Here is a 17,065-nt window from a genome sequence, read left to right as displayed (position 1 = left end):
CGCAAGACCGGAGGGGACCTTATTCATGGCTATTAAGCTGATCAACATCGGATTCGGCAACATCGTGTCCGCCAACCGCATCATCTCGATCGTCAGCCCGGAATCGGCGCCGATCAAGCGGATTATCCAGGAGGCGCGCGATCGCCACATGCTGATCGACGCCACTTACGGACGGCGCACGCGGGCCGTTATTATTACGGACAGCGACCACGTCATCTTGTCGGCCGTACAGCCGGAGACGGTGGCGCACCGGTTGTCCACCAAGGACGACGATCATGATGAATAGATGGTGAGTAGGATGAGAAAAGGATTGCTGATCGTATTGTCCGGGCCGTCCGGGGTAGGCAAGGGCAGCGTCTGCTCCGTGCTGCGCGGGCGCATGCCGGAGCTGGTCTACTCCGTGTCGGCGACGACGCGGACGCCGCGGCAGGGCGAACTGGACGGCGTCAATTATTTTTTCAAGTCCCGTGCGCAGTTCCAGGATATGATCGCGCGGGACATGCTGCTCGAGCACGCGGAATATGTCGGCAATTATTACGGCACGCCGCGTGATTTTGTGGAGCGCACGATTGCCGCCGGCAAGGACATCATTCTCGAGATCGAGGTGCAGGGCGCGCTCAAGGTGAAGGAGAAATTCCCGGAGGGCGTGTTCATCTTCCTGCTGCCGCCGTCGCTCGACGAGCTCAAGCAGCGCATCACCGGGCGGGGCACCGAGAGCGTGGACACGATCGATCACCGCATGAACGTCGCGGTCGAGGAGATGAACCTGCTGCGCCATTACGATTATGCGGTCCTCAACGATGAGATCGACCAGGCGTGCCACCGCATCGAGAGCATTATCGTCGCCGAGCATTGCCGCAAGGAGCATTACCTGAGTGAATTTACCCAGATGCAGCACGCATCCGAAAAAGCGTAAGCGAGGTGAACCGCATTGTTATATCCGTCCATTGACGAGCTGGTCAAAAAAGTAGATAGCAAATATTCGCTTGTTGTCGCCGCCTCGAGACGCGCGCGCATGCTGCGCGACGGCGCCAAATCGGAGCTTCCGCAGCCGAAATCGCACAAGTACGTCGGCGTGGCGCTGGAGGAAATCTACAGCGAACAGATTATTGTCGAATCCGATCCTGCCGCGCAAGCCTAAAAAGCAATACCTTTAATGACAACCGGCTCGGTTGTTATTTTTTTTCGGGAGGTGCAGGTGATTATGCTGCAAGGGAAGACCATATTGCTCGGCGTCACCGGCGGCATTGCCGCCTACAAAGCGGCGACGCTCGTGAGCCGGCTGACGCAGGCGGGCGCTCGCGTCGACGTCATCATGACCGAGGGCGCGGCCCGCTTCATCACGCCGCTCGCGCTGCAGACGCTCTCGCGGCGTCCGGTGTACACCGATACGTTCGACGAGCAGAATCCCGCCGTCGTCTCGCACATCGATCTGGCGGATCGCGCGGACGCCGTGGTGATCGCGCCGGCCACTGCCAACCTGATCGCCAAGCTGGCGCACGGCCTGGCCGACGACATGCTCAGCACGACCCTGCTGGCGACGACCGCGCCGCTGCTCATCGCACCGGCGATGAATGTGCACATGTACGCCCATCCCGCGACTGCGCACAACATGCGCGTGTTGGAGGAGCGGGGCGCCCGCTACGTCGAGCCGGGCGAAGGTCAGCTCGCTTGCGGCTATGTCGGCAAGGGAAGGCTGGCCGAGCCCGAGGCGATCCTCTTCGCGCTGGAGCGGCTGCTCGGCCGCAGGCAGCTGCTGGCGGGCAAGCGCGTGCTCGTCACCGCAGGAGGCACGGTCGAGCGCATCGATCCGGTGCGCTACCTGACCAACGACTCCTCGGGCCGTATGGGCTTCGCGATCGCGGAGGCGGCGCGCGACATGGGGGCGCAGGTGACGCTGGTGGCGGCGCGGACGCAGGCGCAGCCGCCGACAGGCGTAGAGCTGATCCGTGCGGAGACCGCAGAGGCGATGGCGGAGGCGGTGCTGCAGCGCTACGCGCAGATGGAGATCGTCGTCAAGGCGGCGGCGGTCGCCGATTACCGGCCGGTGCAGCGTCATGCCCAAAAGCTCAAAAAGACGGAAGAGCGGCTCGTCGTCGAGCTGGAGCGTACGACCGACATCCTGGCGGAGCTGGGCCGGCGCAAGCGCGGCCAGTATCTCGTCGGCTTCGCGGCCGAGACGAATGACGTCGAGCGCCACGCGCTGGACAAGCTGAAGCGCAAAAATTGCGATCTGCTCGTCGCCAACAACGTCGCCGAAGCGGGGGCGGGCTTTCACGGCGAGACGAATATCGTGCAGTTGTATGACGGCGGCGGCCTTGTCGCCTCCTGGCCGCTGCTATCCAAGCGGGAGGTGGCGGAGCGGCTCATGCAGGAGATTGCCGCTCGACTGCCCGCCGGCGCAGCGGGTGCGCGAGGCGACGAGGGCGGGGCCCTCGAATGATCGCACGGGTCATCGTCGACGTGCCGAGTCGGAAGACCGACCGGCCGTTCGATTATCTCGTCCCGGTCCCGATGCAGGAATGGGTCGAGGTCGGCAGCCGGGTCGGGGTGCCGTTCGGCGGCCGCGTGCTGCAGGGCTTCGTCGTCGGCTTCGCCGATTCGGCGGAGGTGGACGAGAGCCGGCTCAAGGCGCTGGCCGAGGTGCTCGATCCGGTGCCGCCGCTCGCATCCGATCTCGTCGAGCTGGCGCGCTGGATGAGCGAGAAATATTGCTGTACCTGGACGGCGGCGCTGCAGGCGATGATTCCGAGCGCGCTGCGCGGCAAGGCCAGGCGGGTCGTAGCGCTCGCAGGTCCCGAACAGGTGGCGGAGCAAGCGGACTTGCTCGGCCCATCGCCGCTGCCGGAAGCGGTCACGGCCTACATCGGCGCGGGGCATGGCGTCCTGCTGACGACCTTGCTGGACCGCTATCCGGAGGCGGCCGGGCAGATTCGCGCTGCGCTCCGTCAAGGGACGCTCGTCGAGCACGCCCGGCTACGCGACCGGATGCAGGTGCGCAAGGTGCTCACCGTGTACCCGCCGGAGCGGCCGGAGGCGGCGCGGGAAGCGCTGGCGCAGCTCCCGCAGCGGGCGGTACGCCAGCGCGAGCTGCTCGCGCGCGTGCTGGAGCTGGATGAGCCGATCGCGCTGCAGCAGCTGCTGACCGAGACCGGCGCCTCGGCCGGGAGCGTGCGCGCGCTCGCCGACAAGGACCTGCTCGCGCTGCGCGAGCGCGAGGTCGGCCGCGATCCGTATGCCGGCCGCAGCTTCGCGCGCTCGGAGCCGCTCGCGCTCACCGCGCCGCAGGCCGAGGTGCACGCGCAGATCTGCGCGGCGATGGAGGAGGCGCGCGGCCGCGTGCTGCTGCTGCAGGGCGTGACCGGCAGCGGCAAGACCGAGGTCTATCTGCAGGCGATCGAGCGCAGCATCGCGCGCGGCCGCGAGGCGATCGTGCTCGTCCCGGAGATCGCGCTGACGCCGCAGATGGTGGAGCGGTTCAAGGGGCGCTTCGGCGACGATGTAGCCGTGCTGCACAGCCGGCTCTCCGGCGGCGAGCGCTACGACGAGTGGCGCAAGATCAAGGCGCGGCGCGTGCGCGTGGCGATCGGCGCGCGTTCGGCGATTTTTGCGCCCTTCGAGCGAATCGGCCTCATCATCATCGACGAAGAGCACGAATCGTCTTACAAGCAGGAGGAAAGCCCGAAGTATCACGCGCGCGACGTCGCCATCAAGCGGGCGCGCCAGCACGGCGCGGTCGTCGTGCTCGGCTCGGCGACGCCTTCGCTGGAGAGCTATGTGGCCGCCACGGCCGCGCGCCCCGCTGCCACTGCCGCGGAGGGCGGACCGGAAGCGGCGCGGGCGCTGCTGCCGCTCAGCGAGCGGGTGCAGGGCCGGCCGCTGCCGCCGGTGGAGCTGGTGGACATGCGGCTGGAGCTGGAGGCCGGCAATCGCTCGATGTTCAGCCGGCGGCTGCGCAGCGCGCTGGCCGAGCGGCTGGAGCGGGGCGAGCAGGCGGTGCTGCTGCTCAACCGGCGCGGGTATTCCACCTTCGTCATGTGCCGCTCCTGCGGTTACACGGCTGGCTGCCCGCATTGCGACATCTCGTTAACCTATCATCAGAAGACGCGCATGCTGCGCTGCCATTATTGCGGCCATGCCGAATCGGCGCCGACGGCCTGTCCGTCCTGCGAGAGCGAGCATATCCGTTTTTTCGGCACCGGGACGCAGCGCGTCGAGGAGGAGCTGGCGAGGCTATTTCCGGGCGTGCGCGTCATTCGCATGGATGTGGATACGACGACGGAGAAGGGCGCGCACGAGAAGCTGCTGTCTGCCTTCGGCGCGCGCCAGGCCGATGTGCTGCTCGGCACGCAGATGGTGGCCAAGGGGCTGGATTTTCCGTATGTGACGCTGGTTGGCGTCATTGCGGCGGACGCCTCGCTCAATCTGCCGGATTTTCGAGCGGCGGAGAAGACGTTCCAGCTGCTGACCCAGGTCGCCGGACGAGCGGGCCGCCATCATCTGGCGGGCGAGGTCGTCGTACAGACGTACGCCCCGGAGCACTATTCGATCCAGGCGGCGCGGCGTCACGATTACACCGGCTTCGCCCAGCAGGAGCTGCGCCACCGGCGGCTGCTGTCGTATCCGCCGTATTGCCGGCTCGCGCTGGTGACGATGACGCATCCGCAGCTGCCCCTGCTCGTCGAGCAGGGCGAGCGCTTCGCGGCCGCTTTGCGCGAGCTGGCGGGGCGCGAGGGCGTGCTCGCGCCGCTGGACGGCGCCAGCCCGCGCGCGCTGGAGATCTTCGGGCCGGTGGCCTCGCCGATCCCGCGGCTCAAGGATCGCTACCGTTTTCAATGTATGATAAAATATCGGGGAAGCCTTGACGCGGCCCAGCTGCTGCGCGACGCGCTGGCGCCGTTCACTGCCGGCTCGGCCCCGGATCGGGTGCTGTTCAGCGTCGATGTCGATCCGCAGGTCATCATGTAGCCGGCCGGGCATAAGTATATACAAATTACTCGAAAAAGGCAGGGAAGGCAATGGCCATCCGAATCATCGTAAAAGACCCCGATCCCGTGCTGCGGGAGCGGGCCAAAGAAGTGACGAAATTCAACGCCAGCCTGCACAGGCTGCTGGGTAATATGGCCGATACGATGTACGAAGCCGAGGGCGTCGGACTCGCGGCGCCGCAGATCGGCATTCTCAAGCGCGTTATCGTCGTCGACATCGGCGACGAGCACGGACTGATCGAAATGGTCAATCCCGAGATCGTCGAGCGCGAGGGCGAGCAGCTCGGACCGGAGGGCTGCCTCAGCATTCCCGGCATCAACGGGGACGTCAAGCGCGCCTTCCGCGTCAAGATGGCGGGGCTGGATCGCGACGGCCAGCCGCTGACCGTCGAAGCGGAGGACTACCTGGCGCGGGCGTTCCAGCACGAGGTGGACCACCTCAACGGCGTGCTGTTCACCGATATTGCCGAACGGGTATACGAGATCCAGGCCAAGCCGGTGCCCGGCGAAGACGGGGCGTGAACCGATGCGCATTGTATTCATGGGCACACCGGAATTCGCCGTCCCCTCGCTCAAAAAATTGCTGCAGATGAAATGCGAGATCGTCGCGGTCGTCACGCAGCCGGACCGCCCCAAAGGCCGTAAACGCCAGCTCGCCGCTCCTCCAGTCAAGGAAGCGGCGCTGCTGCTGGGGCTGCCGGTGCTGCAGCCGGAGAAGCTGCGCACGAGCGCCGAGACGCTGGAGCGACTGGAGGCGCTCGCGCCCGATCTGATCGTGACGGCGGCCTACGGCCAGCTCCTCCCGAAGGCGGTGCTGGAGCTGCCCCGCCTGGGCTGCATCAACGTGCACGGCTCGCTGCTGCCGAAGTACCGCGGCGGCGCCCCGATCCAGCGGGCGATCATGAACGGCGAGACCGTGACCGGCGTGACCATCATGTACATGGCCGAAGGCCTCGACACCGGCGACATGATCAGCCGCACCGAAGTGCCGATCGGACCGGAGGATACTTCGGGCACGATGTTCGCCAAGCTCAGCGACGCCGGGGCGCGTCTGCTGGGCGAGACGCTGCCGCGTCTGCTGGACGGCAGCGTCCGGGCGGAGCCCCAGGACGAGCGCGAGGCGACGTACGCGCCCAATCTGACGCGCGAGGACGAGCGCATCGACTGGACGCGCGCGGCCGAGCAGATTCGCAATCAGGTGCGCGGACTCTCGCCGATGGCCGGGGCGTTCACGTACCTGCACGGCGAAGTGTTCAAGGTACGGGCGTGCGAGCTCGCCGAGCCTGCGCCCGGGGCGCCCGAGGTGGCGCCGGGCACGGTGCTGGAGACGGCGCGCGGCAGCCTGCTCGTGCAGACCGGGGACGGCGCGCTGGCGCTGACGCAGATTCAGCCCGCCGGGCGCAAGGCGTTGCCCGCCGCAGACTGGCTGCGCGGCGCCGGGCTGGAGCCCGGCACGATGCTCGGCGAGGCGTCGTCATGACGCGCGGCGACGATCGTTCGAAACGGCGGCGCGCGCCGGCGGCAGGCGCGCGCGAGCTGGCGCTGGACACGCTGCTGCGGGTGGAGCGCGAGGGCGCGTACAGCAATCTCGAGCTCGGCCGGGCGCTGCAGCAGGCAGGCTTGAGCAGGCCGGATGCGGCGCTGGCGACGGAGCTCGTCTACGGCACGCTGCAGCGTCAGGCGACCCTGGATTACTGGCTCGGCCGCTTCGTGGCCAAGGGGCTGGACCGGCTCGAGCCGTGGGTGCGCCTGCTGCTGCGGCTGAGCCTCTATCAGCTCGTCTATCTCGATCGCGTGCCGGACTTCGCCGTCGTGAACGAGGCGGTGGCGCTGGCGCGGCGGCGCGGACATGCCGGGATCGCCGGCATGGTCAACGGCGTACTGCGCAGCGCGCTGCGCCGGCGCGGAGAGCTGGTGGCACCGAAGGGCGGCGCGCCTGCGCAGCGGCTGGCCATCGCGCATTCCTACCCCGAATGGCTCGTGCGGCGCTGGATCGATACATACGGCGCGGAGGAGGCGGAGGCGATCTGCGCCGCAGGCAACCGTCCGCCCCCGTCCTCCATCCGCGTCAATCTGCGGCGCGGCACGGTCGAGGCCGTGCAGCGGGGGCTGCGCGAGAGCGGGATCGAGGCGGCGCCGGCCGGTGCTTCGCCAGCCGGCCTGATCGCGCGCGGCGCCGGCAATCTCGCGGATCGCGACGGTTATCGGGAGGGCCGCTGGAGCATCCAGGATATTGGCTCGATGCTGGTCGCCGAGGCGGCCGAGCCGCAGCCGGACATGGAGGTGCTGGACTGCTGCGCCGCTCCCGGCGGCAAGAGCACGCACCTGGCGGAGCTCATGGACGACCGCGGCACTGTCTGGGCGAACGATCTGCATCCTCACAAGCAGCGGCTCATCGAGCAGCAGGCCCAGCGCCTCGGGCTGACGAGCGTGCGGGCCGTATGCGGCGATGCGGCGGCCCTGGGCGAGCGCTTCGCCCCCGGCTCGCTCGATCTCGTGCTGCTCGATGCGCCGTGCTCGGGACTCGGTGTCATTCACCGCAAGCCGGAGGTCAAATGGACGAAATCGCCCGCCGACGTCGCCGAATTGGCCAAGCTGCAAGAGCGGCTGCTGGACGCGGCGGCGCCGCTCGTGCGCGTGGGCGGACGACTGGTCTACAGCACGTGCACGATCGCGCCGGAGGAGAACGAGCGCCAGGTGGAGGCGTTTTTGGCCCGCCACCCGGACTACGCGCTCGATCCGCAGTGGCCGGAGCCGCTGCTGGCAGCGCTGCGCCGGGCGCAGGCGCTGCCCGAGCGTTTCGCCGGCATGCTGCAGCTGCTGCCGCAGACCTTTGGCAGCGACGGCTTTTTCATCGCGCGTCTGACGCGCAAAAGCCGTTGACCGGACCCGGCCCGCGCTAAGGGCGACATGAAACCCAGCGCCCTGCGGCGAGCTGCCTTTGCCGCTTGCGGTGGTCGGTCTGTGCCGTTTATGGTAAAATAGAGCGATGGTCTGCCCGCGAGGCATCCGGGCAAGGGCCGAAATTCTATGCCGGACAGGTGAGATTTGAGTGAAACCTTTCATATATGACTATACGCTCGAGCGGCTGCGCGAGTGGATGAACGAAGCGGGCCAGCCCGCCTTTCGTGCGGACCAGCTCTTCGACTGGCTGTACGTGAAGCGGGTGTGCGACTTCGAGGAGATGACCAATCTGCCCAAGATGCTGCGCGCTCGTCTTGCGGAAGCGTTCGGCTTCGTGACGCTGTCCGAGATTACCAAGTTCGAATCCAAGGACGGCACGGTCAAGTTTTTGTTCGGGTTGCACGATGATCATGCGATCGAGACGGTCGTCATGCGCCACAATTATGGCAACAGCATCTGTGTGACGACGCAGGTCGGCTGCCGGATCGGCTGTACGTTTTGCGCTTCGACATTGGGCGGCCTCAAGCGCAATCTGACGGCCGGCGAGATCGTCGCGCAGGTCGTCACCGCCCAGCAGCTGCTCGACGAGACGGACGAGCGTATTTCCAGCATCGTCATCATGGGCTCGGGCGAACCGTTCGAAAACTACGAGGCGACGATGGACTTTTTGCGGATCATGATTCATGACAAGGGGCTGCATATCGGGCAGCGCCATATCACGGTCTCCACGAGCGGCATCGTGCCGAGCATCTACAAGTTCGCCGACGAGGGCACCCAGATCAATCTGGCGATCTCGATCCATGCCCCCAATGACGCGCTCCGCTCCAAGCTGATGCCGGTCAACCGCCGCTTTCCGTTCGAAGAGGTGATGGAATCGCTGCGCTATTACATGGCCAAGACCGGCCGCCGCATTACCTTCGAATATGCGCTGATCGGCGGCGTCAACGACCGACCGGAGCATGCCGAGGAGCTGGCGCAGGTGCTGCAGGGCATGCTGTGCCACGTCAATCTGATACCGGTTAACCATGTGCCGGAGCGCAAGTATGTCCGGACGCCGCGCGAGGACATCTTCGAATTCCAGCGCATCCTAGAGCGCGCAGGCGTCAATGCCACGATTCGCCGCGAGCAGGGGCACGACATCGAGGCGGCATGCGGACAGCTGCGGGCGAAGCATATGGAATTCCAGGCGAGGTGAAGCGAACTTGTTAATGGCGTATCGAAGTGATGTCGGCCGCGTCCGCACGGTCAATGAAGACCGGGCCTGGGCGTCTCTGGCCGAAGACGGCGGCGCGGTCGCGATCGTGGCCGACGGCATGGGCGGCCATCAGGCCGGAGACGTCGCCAGCGAGCTGGCGGTCGAAGCGTTCCGCGAGTCGCTGGCGTCGTTCGGCGGGAAGGTGTCCCCCGATGAGGCCAAGGCGAGGCTAGCCGAGGCGCTGAAGCGGGCGAACGGAATCGTCTACGATATGGCCTCCCAGAATGAGCAATATCACAGCATGGGCACGACCGTCGTAGCGGTGCTGCAGCAGCGCAATTATGCCGTCGTCGGACATATCGGCGACAGCCGCGCCTACCTGATCGAGGGCGGGCAGATTCGCCAGCTCACGGAGGACCACACCCTGGTCGGCGAGCTGGCTCGCAGCGGTCAGATCACCCCCGAGGAGGCGGCCGTCCACCCGCGCCGCAACGTGCTCACGCGCGCGCTCGGCACCGATCCGCAGGTCGAGGCGGACGTGCAGGAGATTGCATGGCAGCCCGGCTGCATGCTGCTGCTGTGCAGCGATGGACTCAGCAACATGGTGAGCGACCAGGAAATCGTCCAGACGCTGGAGGCGTCCGACCTGGATCTCGATGCCAAGGCGGAGCAGCTCGTCGAGCTGGCGCTGCAGGCAGGAGGAGACGACAACATTACCGTCGTCCTGCTGCTCGGCGACACCGTCACGGAGCAAGAGGAGTGAGAAGGGCATGATTGGACAAGAATTGGCCGGCCGCTACGAGATCCTGGCCAGAATCGGCGGCGGCGGCATGGCGCTCGTCTACAAGGCGCAGGATATGCTGCTGGGCCGCAACGTCGCCGTCAAGGTGCTGCGGCAGCAATTTGTGGACGACGATGAATTCGTGCGCCGCTTCCGCCGCGAAGCGCAGGCGGCCGCCTCGCTCTCGCATCCGAACGTGGTCAGCGTCTACGATGTCGGACAAGAGGGCGATACCCACTACATTGTAATGGAGTACGTCGAGGGCAGCAATCTCAACGAGATCATCCTTGAGCGTGCGCCGCTGCGGGTCGAGGAAGCGGTGCATATCGCGCTGCAGATCTGCGACGCGCTCGATCACGCGCATCACAATCAGATCGTGCATCGCGACATCAAGCCGCACAACATCCTGATCGGCAACAACGGCCGCGTCAAGGTGACCGACTTCGGCATCGCCCGCGCGGTGACCTCTTCGACGATCACCCAGACCGGTTCGGTCGTCGGGTCGGTGCATTACTTCTCTCCGGAGCATGCCAAGGGCATCATGACGGGCGAGAAGTCGGACATCTATTCGCTCGGCATCGTCCTGTACCAGATGCTCACCGGCAAGCTGCCGTTCCTCGGAGAGAGCCCGATCAGCGTCGCGCTCAAGCATCTGCAGGAGGAATTCGAGGAGCCGCGGGCGACGCATCCGGAGATTCCACAGAGCGTGGAGAATGTCATTTTGCGCGCCATGCGCAAAAATGCCGACGAGCGCTACGGCTCGGCCGCCGAAATGATGCGCGATCTGGAATCGTGCTTGCAGCCGGGACGGCTGCACGAGGCCAAGACCGACTTTGGCCGGATCGATCACGAGGCGACGCGCGTCATGCCGGCGCTGCGCGGTCCTGCCGCGCATGCGGTAGCCGCCGAGAGCGGGGAAGCGCGGGAGTCCGGCGCTGCAGAGGAAGCCCGTCCGAAGGGCAGGTCGAAGCGACCGCTGATCGCGATCCTGTCGACCTTGATCGGGCTCGCCGTGCTGGTCGGCGGGTTCCTGTGGGTGCTGAATCTTATCGACACCGACGAGGTGGATGTCCCCTATGTCATCGGCATGACCGAGGAACAGGCGCTGCAGGAGCTCGAGGCGGTCGGACTCAAGATCGAGGAGCCGATCATCCGCGAGGTCCACGACGAGGTCGAGGAGGGGGTCGTCTACGACCAGACGAAGCAGAATATGCGCGTCAAGCAGGGCGCGCTGGTCAAGCTGTTCGTCAGTCTAGGCCCGGAGATGGAAGTCATGGACAACTACGAGGGCGCGCGGTTCGCCGACGTCAAGACGCAGCTGCTCGCGCTCGGCGTAGCCGAGGCACGGATCACGAGCACCGAAGAATACAGCGCGCAAGGGGCGGGCACGGTGCTCACCCAGTCGCTCGCGGCGGGAGAGCCGTTCAACCCGGATACGGCGGAATTCTCGTTCGTCGTCAGCCAGGGGCCGGAGCCGTTCGAAATGCCGGAGCTCGTCGGCCGCACCGAGCAAGATGCGCTGCAACGGCTCAAGGAAGTCGGTCTGACGACCGGGCCTAACGGCGGCATCGAGCGTCAGCCCAGCTACAAGCCCGAGGGCGAGGTCATCGATCAGTTCCCGCACAAGGCCGGCGACATGGTGACCAAGGGCGAGGAAGTGACGATCACGGTGAGCTCCGGATTGCCGGAGGAAGCGATCCGTTATACGTTCAATCTCTCGATCGCACCGGCGCGGATCGGCGAATCCAGCGACATTCGGATCGAATATACCGACGCACGCGGCGAGAAAATCGAATGTTGCACACGGACGATCAAGGACTGGCAGTCGTTCAATGTAGAGGTCGTCCTGGCGCCCAACACCGAGGCGCTCGTCAGCATCTACCGCGACGGCTCGTTCAAGGATACGCTGTCGATCACCTATGACGAGGCCAAAGCGGGAGGCGGCGGCTTCACCGAGACCGTACCGAGCGACGAACCGCCGCCGGATGAGCCGACAGGCGGTCCGGACGACGGCGCCAACGGAGAAGGCGCGCCCGACGAGCCGGCGGACGGCGATGCCGAGCAGGACACTCCGGCTGATGACGGCGCCGATCCGGGCGATGAGCCGAACGCCCCGGACGACGGCGGCGCGGATGCGACGTCCGCGGACGCTCAGGCGGGAGGCGGCGATGAGCAACAGTCTTGAATTGCGCTCCGGTCGCATCGTCAAGGCGCTCAGCGGCTATTACTACGTGCAGCCGGACGGGGCGGCGGAGTCGGGCGCGCCTGACGACACGCCGATCCAATGCCGGGCGCGCGGCGTTTTCAAAAAAAGAGGCTTGACGCCGTTGGTCGGCGATCTTGTACACTACTTGCCGGACGGGCACGGCGAAGGGACCGTCACCGAGCTGCTGCCGCGCTCCAGCGTGCTCGTGCGTCCGCCGGTGGCGAACATCGAGCTGGCAGTGCTCGTCTTCGCAGTGACGGAGCCGACGCTCAATCTCCAGTTGCTGGACAAGTTCCTGGCCCACATCGAGCATGCCGGACTCGAGACGATCATCTGTCTGAGCAAGCAAGACCTGCAGGATACGGCGGCGGAGCGCGCGGTGGCGGACGTGCTGCGCATCTATCCGCCGCTCGGCTACGACGTCTATCCGACCAGCGCCCTGCGCGGCGACGGCGCCGATGCGCTGCTCCAGCGCTTGCAGGGGCGGCTCTCGGTATTCGCCGGGCAGTCCGGCGTCGGCAAGTCCTCGCTGCTCAATCGGCTGGTGCCGGGGCTGGAGCTGGAGACCAATGCGATTAGCAATCGGCTCGGCCGGGGCAAGCATACGACGCGGCACGTCGAGCTGATCGCGATCGGCGGCGATGGATATGTCGCCGATACGCCCGGTTTCAGTCAGCTCGATTTTGCACAGCTGGGCGTGGAGGAGCTGGACACGTGCTTCCCCGAGCTGCGCGCGCATGCTTCCGACTGCCGGTTTCGCGGGTGCACGCATCTGCACGAGCCCGGCTGCGCGGTACTGGAGGCGAAGGCGGCCGGAGCAATCGCCGATAGCCGATATGACCATTACGCCTTGTTCGTCGAAGAGTTGAAAGACAAAAAGCGGAGGTATTGAATTCATGTCCATCATCGCACCATCGATCCTTTCGGCGGATTTTGCCAAGCTGGCGGAGGATATCGCCCATGTCGAGAGGGGCGGCGCGGATTGGATCCATGTCGACGTCATGGATGGCCATTTCGTTCCGAATCTGACCTTTGGCCCTATGGTCGTCCAGGCGGTGCGCCCGCATACGCAGCTCCCGCTGGACGTGCACCTGATGATCGAGCACCCGGAGCGCTCCGTCGCCGAGTTCGCCCAGGCGGGCGCGGACCGCATCACCGTCCATGCCGAAGCTTGCGTGCACCTGCATCGCGTGCTGCATATGATCCGGGAGCAGGGCCTGCCGGCCGGCGTGGCGCTCAATCCGGCGACGCCGCTGGCGGCGGTGGAGCATGTGCTCGATGATGTCGATCTGATCCTCATCATGACGGTCAATCCCGGCTTTGGCGGGCAGCAGTTCATCCCGCATTCGGCGGACAAGGTGCGTCAGCTGCGCCGGTTGCTGCGCGAGCGGGGCCGCGATGAGGTGCTGATCGAGGTCGATGGCGGCATCAATGCCGAGACCGCTCCGCTGATTCGAGCGGCCGGAGCCGATGTGCTCGTCGCAGGCAGCGCGGTCTTCAGCGAGACCGACCGAGCGGCAGCGATCCACGCCCTGCGCCCGGGAGGTGAGGCCAGTGCATGAGCGCGATTCGCGCGAGACGCGCGCATCCGACGAGGGGCAGCGCGTGCCCGCCGGTACGGATACCTCGCTCTCGCTCGCCGAGGCGGGCCAGGACGAGGAGACGCCGGATCGTCCCAAGGTCGAAGGCAGCGAGGCTGGCTACGATGAGTTCGCGCAGCCGTCGAGGCTCAAGAACGCTTTCTGGATCACCGGGTACGCTATGGTTTGCGGTGCGCTGCTGGCCGTATTCTCCAGCTTCACCGGGCTTGGACTGCTGCGCTTTGCCTTCTCGCTTGGGGCGCTGCTGCTCGGCATCCGCTTCTTCCGTCGCTTTGAAAAAGTATCGCAGCGTGTTATTTTTGTGGCGCTCTCGCTCGTTTTTTTCTGTCTGGCGATCGTGGTGATCACGTTTGCGCTGATCGTGCAAGGCCAGATCGAGCTGCCGGCGGCGCCTTGATTGGCGCCAAGGATGGGTGGTCCGCGCTGGAATAGGACAATCCGGGCCCGCATAGGATGGTTACATGAGGAATGACTCCCGTGTAACCTTTTTGCGTTTTGCGCGGCACAGACGGGACAATTCGAAGCGCGTGGCCAAGGAGGGATGGAGCATGAAATTTTATACGATCAAGTTGCCGAAGTTTTTGGGCGGGTTCGTGAAGGCGGTCCTGAACACCTTTCAAAAAAACTGACCTCGCTTGCAGCACGTTCCGAATGTCTGCTGTCTGCGAACGCGCAAAAAAAGCACCTCTGCATGCGCATGCCGGGTGCTTTTTGTTATGGCTGGGACTATACGCGCGTCAACTTGCCGGATTTCAGGGCGCGGGCGCTCACATAGACGCGCTTCGGCTTGCCGTCGACAAGAATGCGGACTTTTTGCACATTGGCTCCCCACGTGCGGCGATTTTTGTTGTTCGCATGGGACACATGGTTGCCGGAGCTTGGACCTTTACCGGTAATAATGCATTTGCGGGACATTGCGGTACACCTCCTTTGCCGTAGGCTGAACGAAAAAGCCTGCGGGCCATATCGGAACAAAACATACTGCAATATCATAGCATATTCCCTTCCCAAAAGCTAGACCCGAAAGCGCAAAAACACAGACTCGCCGGGCTAGGTCCGCTTCGCCGTGCACCAAACGGGGTAAATCTAAGCGAAAGCGGGTAGAATCGCGCAAATACCGGCGTCCGCCCCGGAAAATCAGGCGCTTACAGGCGCAAGCGCGCGTCCAGACTTCTATATCGCTTTTTTTTATAGTACAATGTTGAGTAGTGCGAACCTTGTGTTCATCAAAGAAGGAGTGAGTCCCATGCCTGTGCAGCAAGCTACCGAGCTGGGGAAGATTATCATCAACGACGAAGTCGTTTCCATTCTTGCAGGTTCTGCGGCGATGGATTGCTACGGACTGGTAGGCATGGCATCACGCAAGCAGCTGAAGGACGGCATCGCCGAGCTGTTGGGCCGCGAGAATTTGTCGAAAGGCATCGTCGTGCGGCGTGAAAACGAAGCGCTGCATCTGGATCTGTACATCATCGTCAGCTACGGCACGAAAATTTCCGAGGTGGCGCATAATATTCAAGCCAAAGTCAAATACGTGCTGAACGAGGTCATCGGCCTGAGCGTCGATCACGTCCATATCTTTGTTCAGGGTGTGCGTGTATCTCGGTAAGGGGGGAACGGAAAAATGAGTAAGCGCTTCATTTCTGGAGCCGATTTCGCAGCTATGGTCAGCCAGGGGGCACGCGTGCTCGCCGCAAAAGCCGACCACGTCAACGCACTGAATGTATTCCCCGTTCCCGACGGCGACACGGGTACCAATATGGACCTGACGATGAGCGCCGGTGCCAAGGAGCTGGCCGGCAGGTCGGCCGAGGGCCTGGGCCGCAGCGCGGAGGTGTTCTCCAAGGGGCTGCTGATGGGCGCCCGCGGCAATTCCGGCGTCATCCTGTCGCAGTTGTTCCGCGGCTTCGCACGGGGGCTCGGCGGACTTGACGAGGCGAATGCCGAGCAGCTGGCAACGGCCCTCCAGCAAGGTGTGAACATGGCGTACAAGGCGGTCGTCAAGCCGGTCGAAGGCACGATCCTCACCGTAGCCAAGGAGGCGGCCAAGCATGCGGTCGCGATTGCGCGGCGTACGCCGGACGTCACTGCGCTGATGGACGAGGTCCACCGCAAAGCGGGCGAGGCGCTCGCCCGCACGCCGCAGCAGCTGCCGGTCCTGAAGCAGGTCGGCGTCGTCGATTCGGGCGGTCAGGGACTGGTCTACATCTACGAAGGCTTCCTGATGGCGCTCTCCGGAGCGGACGAGCTGGATCCCGAATACGCGCCGATCCGGCCCGCCGCGACCGCTGCGCGGCCGGCAATCGGCGCGGCCCAGGCGCGGCTGGCCACCGCGGACATTCGGTACCCGTACGACATGGAATTCGTCATCGATCGCCGGCGTCAGTCCGCCTCGGGTATTCGCTTCGACGAGCAGTTGCTGCGCAGATCGCTCGCCAAGGACGGCGATTCGGTCGTCGTCATCGCCGACGAGGATCGGATTAAGGTGCATGTCCATTCCAGCAAGCCGGGCGACGTGTTCAATCTGGCGCTCCCGTACGGCGAGCTGACGGACATACACATCCTCAATATGCGCGACCAGCATCGCGAGCTGCTGGGCGCCGCCAGCGCCGACGACGCGGCGGCGGTAGCGGCGATACCGGTCGGCGACGCCGAGCGTGAGCTGGCGGACGCGCTGCCGGAGCTGCTCGCCGGTTCCCCGGTGCAGGAGCGGACGCCGCAGGCGCATGAGCTGGCGCCGTACGGCATGATCGGCGTGGCGATGGGCGAGGGAATCGGCCGCATTTTTCTGGACAATAGCGTCGATGTCGTGCTCTCGGGCGGCCAGACGATGAATCCGAGCACCGAGGACTTCGTACAGGCGATCGAATCGCTCTCCGCAGCGCATATCTTCCTGCTGCCCAATAACGGCAACATCATCCTGGCGGCGCAGCAGGCCGCCGAGCTGAGCGGGCGCAGCGTCACGGTCATCGAGACCAAGACGATTCCGCAAGGATTGGCGGCGCTGCTGGCCTTTCGGGACGACGAGACGCCGGAGCGCAACGCGGCTTACATGCGGCAAGCGGGAGAGCAGGTTCGCTCCGGGCAAGTGACGAAGGCAGTTCGCGACACGGTGCTGGGCGAGCTGATCATCAGCGAAGGCGACTATATCGGCATCGAAGAGAAGACGATTGTCGCCGCCGCCCCGCAGCTGCAGACGGCCTGCCGCGATCTGTTGCAGCGCATGATCGGCGACGACGGAGAGCTGCTCACCGTGCTTACGGGCGAAGGCTCGGACGAGCGCGAGACGGCGGAGCTGGAGCAATGGGCCCGGGCGACCTTTCCCGAGCTCGAGCTGGAGATTCATCAAGGCGGACAGCCGCTGTATCCGTATGTGTTCGCCGTCGAATAGCG

General features: G+C 65.1%; 18 protein-coding genes. 17 read left to right on the top strand and 1 reads right to left on the bottom strand.

Annotation, left to right across the window (positions count from 1 at the left end):
- Positions 1-25: 25 nt before the first annotated feature.
- From remA to spoVM, 15 genes are all read left to right on the top strand, one after another.
- On the top strand, positions 26-286 hold the full coding sequence (gene remA / locus IDH44_RS13245; RefSeq protein WP_020615370.1) for an extracellular matrix/biofilm regulator RemA: 261 nt from the start codon (positions 26-28) through the stop codon (positions 284-286).
- 12 nt (positions 287-298) lie between these two features.
- Positions 299-916 carry a guanylate kinase gene (gmk, locus tag IDH44_RS13240; RefSeq protein ID WP_190918349.1) on the top strand — a complete coding sequence of 206 codons (618 nt, stop codon included), beginning with the start codon at positions 299-301 and terminating at the stop codon, positions 914-916.
- 15 nt (positions 917-931) lie between these two features.
- Positions 932-1,141 carry a DNA-directed RNA polymerase subunit omega gene (gene rpoZ, locus IDH44_RS13235; RefSeq protein ID WP_190918347.1) on the top strand — a complete coding sequence of 70 codons (210 nt, stop codon included), beginning with the start codon at positions 932-934 and terminating at the stop codon, positions 1,139-1,141.
- 63 nt (positions 1,142-1,204) lie between these two features.
- Positions 1,205-2,443: a bifunctional phosphopantothenoylcysteine decarboxylase/phosphopantothenate--cysteine ligase CoaBC gene (gene coaBC / locus IDH44_RS13230; protein ID WP_190918346.1), complete on the top strand. Its 1,239-nt coding sequence runs from the start codon at positions 1,205-1,207 to the stop codon at positions 2,441-2,443.
- Positions 2,440-4,968 (top strand): primosomal protein N', encoded by a 2,529-nt coding sequence (gene priA / locus IDH44_RS13225; protein WP_190918344.1) that lies wholly within the window; start codon positions 2,440-2,442, stop codon positions 4,966-4,968. The genes coaBC and priA overlap by 4 nt, the downstream gene beginning before the upstream one ends.
- Before the next feature lie 50 nt (positions 4,969-5,018).
- Complete coding sequence (gene def / locus IDH44_RS13220; RefSeq protein WP_190918342.1) at positions 5,019-5,510, top strand: peptide deformylase; 492 nt, start codon at positions 5,019-5,021, stop codon at positions 5,508-5,510.
- Positions 5,511-5,514: 4 nt separating this feature from the next.
- Positions 5,515-6,468, top strand: a complete 954-nt coding sequence (gene fmt, locus IDH44_RS13215) for a methionyl-tRNA formyltransferase (protein ID WP_190918340.1) — start codon at positions 5,515-5,517, stop codon at positions 6,466-6,468.
- A complete protein-coding gene (gene rsmB / locus IDH44_RS13210) occupies positions 6,465-7,871 on the top strand; it encodes a 16S rRNA (cytosine(967)-C(5))-methyltransferase RsmB (RefSeq protein ID WP_190918338.1) in 1,407 nt (468 codons plus the stop codon). Before fmt ends, rsmB begins: the two co-directional genes overlap by 4 nt.
- Positions 7,872-8,040: 169 nt before the next feature.
- Positions 8,041-9,087, top strand: a complete 1,047-nt coding sequence (rlmN, locus tag IDH44_RS13205) for a 23S rRNA (adenine(2503)-C(2))-methyltransferase RlmN (protein ID WP_190918337.1) — start codon at positions 8,041-8,043, stop codon at positions 9,085-9,087.
- Between the two features lie 13 nt (positions 9,088-9,100).
- On the top strand, positions 9,101-9,850 hold the full coding sequence (locus IDH44_RS13200) for a Stp1/IreP family PP2C-type Ser/Thr phosphatase (protein WP_397326775.1): 750 nt from the start codon (positions 9,101-9,103) through the stop codon (positions 9,848-9,850).
- Between the two features lie 7 nt (positions 9,851-9,857).
- Positions 9,858-12,053, top strand: coding sequence for a Stk1 family PASTA domain-containing Ser/Thr kinase (gene pknB / locus IDH44_RS13195; RefSeq protein WP_190918333.1), 2,196 nt, complete (start codon positions 9,858-9,860; stop codon positions 12,051-12,053).
- Positions 12,037-12,966, top strand: coding sequence for a ribosome small subunit-dependent GTPase A (gene rsgA / locus IDH44_RS13190; RefSeq protein ID WP_397326774.1), 930 nt, complete (start codon positions 12,037-12,039; stop codon positions 12,964-12,966). Before pknB ends, rsgA begins: the two co-directional genes overlap by 17 nt.
- Before the next feature lie 4 nt (positions 12,967-12,970).
- Positions 12,971-13,636 carry a ribulose-phosphate 3-epimerase gene (rpe, locus tag IDH44_RS13185; RefSeq protein ID WP_190918331.1) on the top strand — a complete coding sequence of 222 codons (666 nt, stop codon included), beginning with the start codon at positions 12,971-12,973 and terminating at the stop codon, positions 13,634-13,636.
- On the top strand, positions 13,629-14,072 hold the full coding sequence (locus tag IDH44_RS13180) for a hypothetical protein (RefSeq protein WP_190918329.1): 444 nt from the start codon (positions 13,629-13,631) through the stop codon (positions 14,070-14,072). Before rpe ends, IDH44_RS13180 begins: the two co-directional genes overlap by 8 nt.
- A gap of 151 nt (positions 14,073-14,223) precedes the next feature.
- Positions 14,224-14,304, top strand: coding sequence for a stage V sporulation protein SpoVM (gene spoVM / locus IDH44_RS13175; protein WP_036709866.1), 81 nt, complete (start codon positions 14,224-14,226; stop codon positions 14,302-14,304).
- Between the two features lie 97 nt (positions 14,305-14,401).
- Here the strand turns inward: spoVM and rpmB are convergent, their stop codons facing one another.
- Complete coding sequence (gene rpmB / locus IDH44_RS13170) at positions 14,402-14,590, bottom strand: 50S ribosomal protein L28 (RefSeq protein ID WP_190918327.1); 189 nt, start codon at positions 14,588-14,590, stop codon at positions 14,402-14,404.
- Positions 14,591-14,921: 331 nt separating this feature from the next.
- Here rpmB and IDH44_RS13165 point away from each other — a divergent pair, with 331 nt between their 5' ends.
- A complete protein-coding gene (locus IDH44_RS13165) occupies positions 14,922-15,281 on the top strand; it encodes an Asp23/Gls24 family envelope stress response protein (protein WP_190918325.1) in 360 nt (119 codons plus the stop codon).
- Positions 15,282-15,296: 15 nt separating this feature from the next.
- Positions 15,297-17,063, top strand: a complete 1,767-nt coding sequence (locus IDH44_RS13160; protein ID WP_190918324.1) for a DAK2 domain-containing protein — start codon at positions 15,297-15,299, stop codon at positions 17,061-17,063.
- The last annotated feature ends 2 nt before the right edge of the window (positions 17,064-17,065 follow it).

The sequence above is a fragment of the Paenibacillus sabuli genome (assembly GCF_014705605.1).
GTDB classification, from domain to species: Bacteria; Bacillota; Bacilli; order Paenibacillales; family Paenibacillaceae; genus Paenibacillus_D; species Paenibacillus_D sabuli.
This window is presented reverse-complemented; position numbering and strand designations above follow the sequence as displayed.